This window comes from Flavobacterium gelidilacus DSM 15343, assembly GCF_000422685.1.
Taxonomy (GTDB): domain Bacteria; phylum Bacteroidota; class Bacteroidia; order Flavobacteriales; family Flavobacteriaceae; genus Flavobacterium; species Flavobacterium gelidilacus.
In genome coordinates this window covers 10,257-21,841 of sequence record NZ_KE383904.1, presented here as the reverse complement: position 1 = coordinate 21,841, position 11,585 = coordinate 10,257, and the positions used below count along the sequence as shown (strand labels likewise).

Below are 11,585 nucleotides of genomic sequence, written 5' to 3'. Positions count from 1 at the left end.
ATTATATTACAAAGAGAGAATATTTTTTTCTACTAAACAATAAAAAAACAATAAAAATATTTTTCTGACGTTATAGACTTGTATGCAAAAACATACCAATTAAAAAAAAAATAAAAAAATGTTGCGATTTAATGGTTAATTATTATCTTGCGAACCAAAATTTATTACCTACTTAAAGTATGAAAAGTATCAAATTCAAGGCCTTACCTGTATTATTAGCTGTTGCAGCAACAGTAAGTTTTACAAGTTGTAGCAAAAAAGGTAGTTCTAAAGGAGCTTCCTCAGCTACTGGATGGAAGATTAACGACAAAAAAGGTGGATTTCAGTATAATGCGAAATACAAAAAAGCAGAAACTCCCCCAGGAATGGTCCCAGTTGAAGGTGGAACATTTACTATGGGTAAAGTTCAAGATGATGTAATGCATGACTGGAATAATTCTCCTAATCAACAACACGTACAATCATTCTTTATGGATGAAACTGAAGTTACAAACTTCATGTACACAGAATACCTATTCTGGGTTAAGAAAGTTTTTCCTCCAACAGAAGAAAGTTACAAAAACATATATGACGGTGTTGTTCCAGATACATTAGTATGGAGAAATCGTTTAGGTTATAATGAGACAATGACTCTTAACTATTTAAGACACCCTGCTTATGCAAATTACCCAGTAGTTGGGGTTAACTGGATTCAAGCAGTTGAGTTTAGCAAATGGAGAACAGATCGTGTTAACGAAAATATTCTTGAAAGAGAAGGTTTCTTAAAAAGAGATGCAAAAATTACTGATGTAGCTGCTGACGCAAACTTCAGTACAGAAACATATCTTGCAGCTCCAACGCAAACTTATGGTGGAAACGAAGAAATCGTTTTACAAAAAGGTGCTAGAGGTTCTAGCGGAAGAAGTGGTCAAAATGCAGATGAAACAGCAACAAATGTTTATGCTCAAAGAAGTTCTGGTTTAATTTTACCAGAATATCGTTTACCAACTGAAGCAGAATGGGAATATGCTGCTCTTGCATTAGTAGGAAACAGAGAATACAATTTATATAAAGGACAAAAGAAATATCCTTGGAATGGTCAATACACTCGTTCTGGAAAAAGAAAGAAAAGAGGAGATCAATTAGCCAACTTTAAACAAGGTAAGGGTGATTACGGTGGAATTGCTGGATGGTCAGATGATGGTGCAGATATTACTCAATACGTAAAAGCTTATGCTCCAAATGATTTTGGATTATATGATATGGCTGGTAACGTTGCTGAATGGGTTGCCGATGTTTACAGACCAGTTGTAGATGATGAAGCAAATGACTTCAACTACTATAGAGGTAACGTTTATATGAAAAATAAAATTGGAGAAGACGGAACAGTTGAATTAGTAACTATGGATAACATTGCTTACGATACTTTAAGTAATGGTAAAATTGTTGCTCGTAACTTCCCTGGTCAAATAGCTCAAGTACCAGTTGATGAAAATGAAACTTACTTAAGAACTCAATTCTCAACTTCTGACAACAGAAACTATAGAGATGGTGATAGACAATCAACTCGTTACTTTGATTTCGGTAATACTGAAGAAGAATCAGAAGCTGAAAAAGACAAACACAGAATGTATGACTCTCCTGAGCACTCAGTTTCTAGAGATAGTTTAGGTGATTTATTAAAACAATATGACAAATCAAGTAAAAGAACAACTTTAGTAGACGATAACGTTAGAGTTTACAAAGGTGGTTCTTGGAGAGATAGAGCATATTGGTTAGATCCAGCATCAAGAAGATATTTCCCACAAGATATGTCAACTGATTATATCGGATTTAGATGTGCAATGTCTAAAGTTGGACCTAAATCAAACAAAAAGACTGCAAGAAATTAATTTTTCTACTACTTTATAAAAAAAAGCCCTTTTCAAAAAGGGCTTTTTTTATATCTTTACTTTATGGAAATCGCAACTAACTATTAGTTTGTTTTAACAAACACCGATAAAAACAAGCGATACCATATTACCCATAAAAAACAATGGACAACTTATATATGGAAATAAATACTATTTATTCTAAATTTTTAGAATGCTCATCTGTTTCAACAGACACAAGAAGAATTGACAACAATTCATTATTTGTTGCATTAAAAGGAGAAAACTTTGATGCAAATACTTTTGCTAAAGATGCCTTAAATAAAGGTGCTAAATATATTATTATAGACAATAAAGAATTCTATATTGATGATAGAACAATTTTAGTCAATGATAGTTTAAAAACACTTCAAGAATTAGCAAATTTCCATAGAAAAGCACTAAAATTATCTATAATTGGTTTGACAGGAAGTAACGGAAAAACTACCACCAAAGAACTAATAAACGTAGTTTTATCTAAAAAATACAAAACAATTGCCACCATAGGAAATCTAAACAATCACATTGGTGTTCCTTTAACTTTGTTAAGATTAACAAATGAAACGGAAATTGGCATAATAGAAATGGGTGCCAATCATCAAAAAGAAATTGAGTTCTTATGCGAAATTGCCGAACCTGATTTCGGCTACATCTCTAATTTTGGCAAAGCTCATCTAGAAGGTTTTGGAGGAACAGAAGGTGTTATAAAAGGCAAAAGCGAAATGTACACTTTTCTAAACAACAACAAAAAAACTGTTTTTGTAAATTTAGATGATAGTATCCAAAAAGAAAAAACGTTAGGATTGAATCGTTTTACTTTTTCACAAAACGACAAAAAATCGAATGTTTTTATTTCATCAGTAGAGGCAAATCCGATGGTAAATATTAAATACAATGATGTTTTTATACAATCACATCTTATTGGAATTTACAATGCAAACAACATAAGCGCAGCTATAACAATTGGTAAATACTTCAAAATTGATGATTTAGCCATTAAAGAAGCCATTGAAAATTACATTCCTGAAAATAATCGTTCGCAAATGATTCAAAAAAACGGTAATGAAATTATTATGGATGCTTACAATGCCAATCCAAGTAGTATGAATGCCGCTTTAATCAACTTTTTTCAATTAGATAAAAATCCAAAAATTGCTATTTTAGGTGATATGTTTGAATTAGGCGATGAAAGTTTTGAAGAACATCAAAAAATTGTAGAATTAGTCTCAAATTATTCAGAAGTTGAAGTTTACTTTATTGGAAAACATTTTTATAAAACTAAAAAAGACAGCAATCACATTAACTTTTTTGAAGATTTTGAGTCTTTTTCAAACGCATTAAAAGGAAAAGATTTCAAAAACAGCTTACTATTAATTAAAGGTTCACGAGGAATGGCTTTAGAAAGAACCTTAGATTTTATTTAAATGAAATTAATTAGAACCTTTTTTACCAGTATTTTGATCTTATTCCTGTTTTTTTGGAGTTGCGGTTCTTCATTAAAGGAAGATTTAATGGTGAAATATAAATTGCCTAAATCGTTAAAAGAAGTTTCCGGAATTGCCATTACAAACAATTCAACTTGGGTAATTGAAGATGCAGGAAACAAAAATATCATTTATGGTTTAACAGAAAAAGGGAAAATTGAAATCGAATCTAAAGTGTCAAATATTAAAAATATTGATTGGGAAGATTTAACGACAGATATAAAAGGCAATCTATATATTGGTGATTTTGGCAATAATGAAAATGAAAGAAAAGATTTATGCATTTATTCCATTGCTAAAAATAACTTAAAAAAGGACATAATTTCAGTTGATAAAACTACTTTCTCCTATCCTGAGCAAACTAAATTTCCACCAAAAAAGAAAGATTTATTATTTGATTGTGAAGCATTTTTTGAATGGAATGGAAATTTTTATCTGTTTACTAAAAACAGAAGTAAAGATTTCGACGGAACTTGTTTAATTTATAAAATTGCTAATCAAAAAGGAGCACAGAAAGCTGAATTAATATCGAGTTTTAAAACTTGTCTTAACGACCACAATTGCACTATAACAAGTGCTGCTATAAGCTCAGATGGAACAAAAATTGTTCTCCTGACACATGATGCTGTTTTTCTATTTGAGAATTTTAAAAGTGATGCTTTCACTAATGGCACTCTAAAAAAATTAGAGTTAAATCATGTTTCGCAAAAAGAATCCATTTGCTTTAAAGATGATGCAACTTTATTAATTGCTGATGAAAGAAACGGCAAACAAGATGGTAATGTTTACGAAGTCAAATTGCAAGATTTAAAAACCAAATCCTAATTTAAAAGCTACTCTAACTCCATCTGAAGAATTAAAAACTCCTAGATTAGCTGTCAACAATTCAACTCCATTCAAGAAAAATCCGCCACCATAAGAATTGTTCCATTTATTTGAATCTTCTCCATTTAACCAAACTCTACCGTAATCAAATGCGCCATAAACACCAAGTCTTAGAGGAATTACTCTTGTTTTTTGTGAACTAAAGCTATACCGTAAATCTGTATTATTATAAAATGACTGATTTCCTAGAAAACGTTGGTTTCTAAAACCACGAAGTCCATCTACTCCACCAATTGAAGCTCCTTGATAAAATTCAAAATCATCACCAAAATTCATTTGACTTTTAAAAAGAGTAGCTAAAACTAAATTTCCTGCTGGATCAAATTTTTGAGTAAAACTAACTTCAGGAATAAAATAAGCATAAGCTCTGTTCTTTATATCCAAATTAGATTTATACCCTAAAGTCATTGAAGTTTTAATTCCATTTGTAGGATAGGCTTTGCTGTCTGTATTCTCAAATTCATAATTTGCTTCTGCTCCAATAAACTGAACTTCATTAAAAATATAAGTTGGTAATTGAATGTTGTTCTCAACAAATCTTCCGGATGTATTGTTTACTTCAATAGATTCATAATTGAATTGCAAATAAGCCTTACTTCCTGAACGGCTTCTCCATTTTAAAGAAGGATTGATCGTAAATTTTCTAACTTTAATTCGATTAAAATTCAAATTATCATCATCGTTTTCGTTTAAAGTCTCGTTACCATAACCAAAGAAATTTTGCGTAAAATTAGGACTTTGTAATGATGAAAGAAATTCAAAATTCATATTTCCAATCACATTTGCAACTTCAAAACGATAAGCAATTTCAAAACCATTTGTAGCAAAATAATAAGCGCCTTTTATTTGATGTTGACTCGAAAACGGATTACGTTCAAAACCATATTTGGTATATAAATCTGAAATTCCAATCTTAAAACCATCATCAGGATTGTATCCAATAACTGGAATTATTCTGTTTGTATTGTTTTTTATTTTTTTATAATCATACACGTTAATTGAATAGTCATCTTGCAAATTTAACGTGGCTTTTTTAGCTTTACTAATGTCATTTTTTTTAGATTTATAGTCATAAATAATAATATTTTTACCACTTTCTACTATATAATTATCGTTGTTTTGTCCTCCAATTAGTCTTATTTTAATTTTAGAACTTTCTCCAAAAACCTCAAAAGTATCGTCATCATCTAAACCATAAATCCAAATCTCTTTGGTTTGATTGTGATCATAGGTTCGTTTATGAAAAATATCTTTATAAGTTTTGTCTTTTTTTCTTAAGAAAGTCACTTCAATATTTCCATTTTCTAGACAATTAATTTTAATATAATCATCTTTATTGGTTGCTGTTAAAACTGCAAAACGATTTACTAATTTAAAATATCTGTCAGCTATAGCTTGTAAATTATCCCTACGTTCTTTTAATAATTCTTTAATTAATTTAGTTTTTTCGTCTTTAACTTCATTCGGAACTTGATTAAAAGCTCTATCTATAATTTCATCTGTAATTCCATTTTGAATAATAGCTACCTGTTCATCCCAAATTGACTTATCCGATTGATTAATAAATGCCATATCCAAAGGAAAAGGCTCTATATTAAATCCTCTAACATCTTTTAAATCACTATCATATTTACGAAGTAATTTAGCCATTGGAATTAATTTAACTGTAGCACCAAGTACAAATCCATCAGACATAATTGAAAAAGATTGATCTCTATCTCTTGGTAAAGGTTTGTAAATAGTTTTTCCAATTTCTTTATATTCTAGCCATCTCCATTGATCTTGATGCCTATCCCAATCGCCAATTAACATATCAAATAGTCTTGCTCTAATGTATTCTTTTTCATCAATAACTTTAGACTCATCCGATTGAATTTCTTTAAAAACATCATAAGTACTTATAATTTCCCCAGTGAAATTTTTTCCGCCTAAATTCATATGACCTTCCGAAGCATGTTCTTCAAAAAGATATAATTCATCGCCAAATTCATCATTAAACTCTTTTAATGCTTTTTGTTTTGGAATGTAATATAACTTAGCATTTAAATGACTGATAGCAATAGCGTCAGAAAGCACTCCAATTGTTAAACCAGCATAAGGATAAGAACCTGTAAAAACATCCTGAACCAATTCTTCTGAAACAGTATTTTCAAATTGACGTTCAACATATTGATCTTTAAAAACTGCCGCTTGTATATATTGAGAAGCTTGTTTTTTTAGGGCACGAATTACGTATTGCCTACCATCTTTTGCTTCGAGTCTAAGCGATTTTGATTGCGTTCCGCCACCTTTTCTGATGGGTTTTAATCCACCAAAAAGCGTATCTAGATCAACCGTTTTTGCAGTTACTTCTTGACTAAAATGCTTTCTATAACGTTCTCCCCATAAAAAGGTGTAAAATTTATTTTTTGTCGTTTCTTCTTTAGAATAGATTGAAGCTTTTACTGAATCTTTTTCAATCGGTTCAAAAACAGGTTTTAGCTTTACTTTATCCGCACTATAAATAGCCGTTTTAAATTCAATTGAATCTATTATTGCATTGATAAATTTAACGTTTGACGAACCATTTTTATGGACTTCTAAAACCGCAAAACCATTTGCCGCATGAGCATAAATTCCTGATCCTACATTTTTAACTGGACTTGTTTTTGAACCAGAACCGCTAACTATTTGTGGTAAATTATCCTGAATTAAATATTGTAAATTATGTTCGTGGCCTGAAACAAAAATTACTTTATCATTAAATTGTGAAGCAGCTACAAGATTTTTCTTTAAATCATTATAATGCACGTTTTGCAAATCTGCATTGCTAACACCTGTAGTTTTTCTTAGTATATTTTTTAAAATTCCTAATACTGGAAAAGGTTGAAAATAACTTTTAAAGGAATATCTTCCACCATGAGAACCATTTGTAAACATTGGATGATGCACCGCAACTATTGTCGTTTTTCCTCTAGCTTTTTTAATTTCATTTCTAAATTCATCTAAAAATTGAGCTCTAGTTTTTATATCGCAATCGTCATTAATTGTTGGATTATCATCCCAATTTGTAATGTACCATTGTGAATCTACCAAAATCAAAACTACATCATCACCATATTTTATAGTTTCAATTGGACAACCATCTTTTGGAAGAAAAGCTTTTTTTCCTAAAGCATCTTCAACATATTCTTGTTGACGCTTTAACCCTTTTACACCATCGTTATACCAATCGTGATTTCCTGGCAAAAAGATGGTTTTTCCTTTTATTTTTTTTACAACATCCATTTGCACGTTTAAATGATGTTCTGCTAAAGCTCTTTCTTTTGTGTTTTTTTCAGGTAATCCTTTTGGATAAATATTATCTCCTAGAAACAAAACCGTTGCATTTTTATCTTGAGAATCTAATCTATTTGTTAAGTTTTTTAAAGCAATTGTTGTACTATCTATAGCTGTATTTCCTGCATCGCCCATTAAATAAAATGTATAAGCTACAGCAGAGCTATCTTCGACAATGTTATTTTGGGATATTTTATCTTTATTAATTTGTAAATTTGTTGTAGCACAAGAATTTAATAGCAATAGAAAACAAATCCCTATTAAATTGACACGAAAACCTATACCTTTAGCGTTAAATAAAAACATTTTCCTAAATTAGTAGCTTAATAACAATCCAATGAGTTTAATAATAAAAGCAGAAAAATTTGTAGAGGAATTATTTAATGAAAAACTTTCCTCTGATTTTACCTATCATAATTTTGATCATACTAATGAAGTGATTCAAGCTGTGATAGAAATGGCTGATTATTATCAAATATCCGACGAAGATAAAGAAAAATTAGTTATTTCTTCTTGGTTTCATGATACAGGTTATGTTGAAAGCACTGCAAATCATGAAGGAATTAGCTGTCAAATTGCTGAAAATTTTCTAAAACAAAATAATATTGATCAAAATTACATTGGTTCTGTAAAAAAATTGATAAACGCAACGGTTTTTAATTATGTTCCTGTAACAAAACTTGAACAAATAATGCGCGATGCAGATTACCATCATTTTTCTAAGAAAAACTATCTTGAAACTTGTGAAAAGCTACGCTTAGAATGGAAAAAAACCTGCAACAAGTCTTTTACAGATGAAGAGTGGGCAATTGAAAATTATACTATGTTAACACAAAAACATAAATATTATACTTCTTTTGCAAAAGCTAAGTGGAAACCCAAAAAAGAAAGAAATATAAAAAAAATAGCAACTTTAATAGAAGAAAATAATCAATCAAAAGAAACTTCAGGCAAAAAAAGAAAGGAAATAAAACCTGACAGAGGAATTGATACAATGTTTAGAGTCACACTTAACAATCACACACGATTAAGTGAAATTGCTGACAGCAAAGCCAATATATTATTATCTGTAAATGCCATTATAATTTCTATTGCGCTTTCTACGATAATTCCTAAATTAGACAGTATAAGTAATCAACATTTGATCATTCCAACTTTTATTCTATTGCTATTTAGTGTAACAAGTATCATTTTTGCTATACTATCAACGCGTCCTAAAGTGACAACTGGAAGTCATAGCCTTCAAGACATTAAAGACCGAAAAGTGAATTTATTATTTTTTGGGAATTTCTACAAAATGCCTTACGAACAATACGAAGATGCTATAAATGAAATGATGGGCGATAGAAATTATCTTTACAATGCTATGATTAGAGATTTATATCTTTTGGGAATCGTTTTAGAACGCAAATATAGATTATTAAGAATAACTTACAATATATTTATGATTGGAATTATCGTTTCTGTAATTGCGTTTGTATATGCTTTTGAAATCAGACCTTTAGTTTAATTCTTCTAAAAGTTCTTGGTAAGAATATTTTTTTTCTGAAACAGTAGTATTAAGTACTTTTACACGAATTGCTTTTAGACCTGAAACACCTTGTAATTCTTCAACTTCAAATTGCTCAACGGCTTCTTCTAGAAGATTTATATGTTGTAAATATTTAATGTAATTCAAATATTCTTTCTCTTCTTGATTGTTAGAATAAACAATTGTAATTTTTTCTTGTTGTGTTATTCGCTCACTTGTTCCCAGAATAAATGCTTTGTCGATTCGTTTTTTTATGACTTCATATCTTGCATTATAAGAACCATCAACATCAAAACGTTTTTCGTCCATTCTAAATCTTATGGACAAAGGAGAACTAAAAACTAAAATTAAGGATGTTACTTCAAGCGAATAAGGTAAAGTATCTTTTATACGATGATGTTCTAACTCCATTTCACATAAAGTTTGCAATTGCCACAACCTTAAATTGCTAATAAATATTTTATCAAATGCTAAATTTGGCGCAATCGATTGACCAATATAAAGATTGTGTTCAACACCGTCCGTTTTAAATCTTTCGTAATAATGTGGAAATATATTTTGAGCTTCAATTTGTTTTTCATCAATAATTGAGGCCATTTTTTTATTGATAATGGTTAATGTGTAATCAAAATCTTTTCGATGTTTATAAAACATTCCGGTTTTTGGATCTAAACTTTGAAAATACTTTTCAATTAAATCTTTTACTGAAATGGTATCTTGATTTGCTTTTAAAACTGGATGAATTTCCGATTCTATATAACGCTGAACTTGTTGCTCCGTATCTGCTTTTAATGGTAAACTTAATTCGTCTAAAGATTCTTTTAATTCAAATTCAAGTTGACCAAAAACAAGTAAACTACTAGATGCTTTAATCTTATTAAAAATTGTGATTAATGTTTCTAGCTGTGTAACTAAATCTTTCTTTACAGTTTCATTTCTTTTATCAGAAGATCCTTTGATATCGATTTGACCGTATAAAGGATAGACATTTTTAAAGCTAATTTCTTTGAAAATATACTCTTTAGACTGATTCATCGAATCAATATAGTTTTTGACTTCATGTTTAAATTTCCAATAAACGCTTGAATGAATAGCTGTATATTCTTTCTGAATGATTGCTTCTTCTAAATTTTTTAAATCACTGTAAGATCGATCTATTGCATCTGAAATAAAAGGAAGCACTAAATCTAATTTATTTGCATTAATAGAATTAAGAGTTCCAGTAGTTGCAGAAACAATTTCCATAATACCTAATAGGTTATTTCCCTTAACAATTGGTGCAAGCACACAGCTTTTAACTCCTTGAGAAAGGAACTTATTGGCCAATAAACTTAAACTAGTATTTTCCTTATATAATTCAACGTTTGAAAAAATTAAAGGCTTAGAATGTTCAATTAATGATTCATATGTGTAATTACAAAGTATTCCCATACAAGGCTCTTGTTCTTCTTTATTCAATAAAAAACTTGTAAAAGTATTGTCATTAAAAGGCGGCTTTACAAAAGATTTTTCTTCTTTATCAAAAGAAGTAAATCCAATTTTTAAATCAGGAACCCTAAATATTGATCTAAATATTTCTTCTACAGTTTCCCCTTCTTCTTTTGATTTATAACCTGTTTGTAAAAGGTTTGTTTTTAATTTTGAAATGGCATTTTCTGTAGTAACATCTATTAAAGTAGCAATGACAAAACCTTTTAAGATCCAAGATTGTTCAGGAAAATATTTTTTCCATAAGTCTAAATTATCATAATTATCAATTAATAACTTAATTTCTTCTTCTGATAAATTTATTGAATTTTCTGTAGGTAAAATTTCTACGAAGTCAGCATTATATAAAATTCTATAATGTCTTATAATTCCATTACTATCAGGAATATCAAAAAAGATCGGACTTGTGAATTCAATTTTTTGTTTAAAAATCATATTCAAAATTAAACAACAATTGAGTACATAAAATTGATGGTCATCAAAGTCACTGATATTAATATCTAAAGAATAACCGACATCGGTTAAAATTTTGCGATAACGTTCAGAATAATTAAACGTAAATTTCTTAAAAGGAATAGTTGCAACTTTTATTTCATTATGAGTCAAAGCTGTAGGGAACAAATCTGCTAATAAATATTTTATTAATTCTTCGTTCTCTTTAACTATGGATAAATCTTCAATTCCAGTTCTAAATTCAGGTTTATCCTCAATCTCTTTTAATAGGCTTTTAGCATAATTTGAACGATAATCAACATTTGACATAGCAATCTCTTCTAAACTTTCTATAAGCTTATGAAAAGATATTAATGTTTTGAAAGGACTAGCGTTTTGATATTCTAAAGGCATTGCATTTAATTTTCTACAAAATTAAACATTATAAAATTAATAAGACCTTAATTTTAAGATTGAAGCACAATTCACTTAATTGTATTAAATAAAAAAACTCCAACATTTCTGTTGAAGTTTTTTGTGGGCGATGAGGGGTTCGAA

6 protein-coding genes are annotated in these 11,585 nt (G+C 29.4%); 4 read left to right on the top strand and 2 right to left on the bottom strand.

The features are described 5' to 3' along the window. Window positions 1-179: 179 nt before the first annotated feature. The 3 genes from gldJ (at window position 180) to G507_RS0112485 (ending at window position 4,198) form a co-directional block, all read left to right on the top strand. The gene (gldJ, locus tag G507_RS0112495; protein WP_026717798.1) at window positions 180-1,871 is read left to right on the top strand and encodes a gliding motility lipoprotein GldJ; all 1,692 of its coding nucleotides are present in this window, start codon (window positions 180-182) and stop codon (window positions 1,869-1,871) included. Between the two features lie 158 nt (window positions 1,872-2,029). Beyond that, window positions 2,030-3,313 (top strand): UDP-N-acetylmuramoyl-tripeptide--D-alanyl-D-alanine ligase, encoded by a 1,284-nt coding sequence (locus G507_RS0112490; RefSeq protein ID WP_026717797.1) that lies wholly within the window; start codon window positions 2,030-2,032, stop codon window positions 3,311-3,313. A gap of 87 nt (window positions 3,314-3,400) precedes the next feature. Further along, complete coding sequence (locus G507_RS0112485) at window positions 3,401-4,198, top strand: hypothetical protein (protein ID WP_245575621.1); 798 nt, start codon at window positions 3,401-3,403, stop codon at window positions 4,196-4,198. On the opposite strand, the gene G507_RS0112480 is transcribed toward G507_RS0112485, so the two are convergent. Next, entirely contained in the window at window positions 4,181-7,882 is a 3,702-nt protein-coding gene (locus G507_RS0112480; protein WP_051191684.1) for a metallophosphoesterase, read from the bottom strand. The two genes, G507_RS0112485 and G507_RS0112480, sit on opposite strands and share 18 nt — an antisense overlap. A gap of 31 nt (window positions 7,883-7,913) precedes the next feature. Between G507_RS0112480 and G507_RS0112475 the strand changes: the two genes are divergently transcribed. Beyond that, complete coding sequence (locus G507_RS0112475) at window positions 7,914-9,086, top strand: Pycsar system effector family protein (protein ID WP_026717794.1); 1,173 nt, start codon at window positions 7,914-7,916, stop codon at window positions 9,084-9,086. Here the strand turns inward: G507_RS0112475 and G507_RS0112470 are convergent. Continuing rightward, on the bottom strand, window positions 9,078-11,441 hold the full coding sequence (locus tag G507_RS0112470; protein WP_026717793.1) for a GAF domain-containing protein: 2,364 nt from the start codon (window positions 11,439-11,441) through the stop codon (window positions 9,078-9,080). The two genes, G507_RS0112475 and G507_RS0112470, sit on opposite strands and share 9 nt — an antisense overlap. Between the last annotated feature and the right edge of the window lie 144 nt (window positions 11,442-11,585).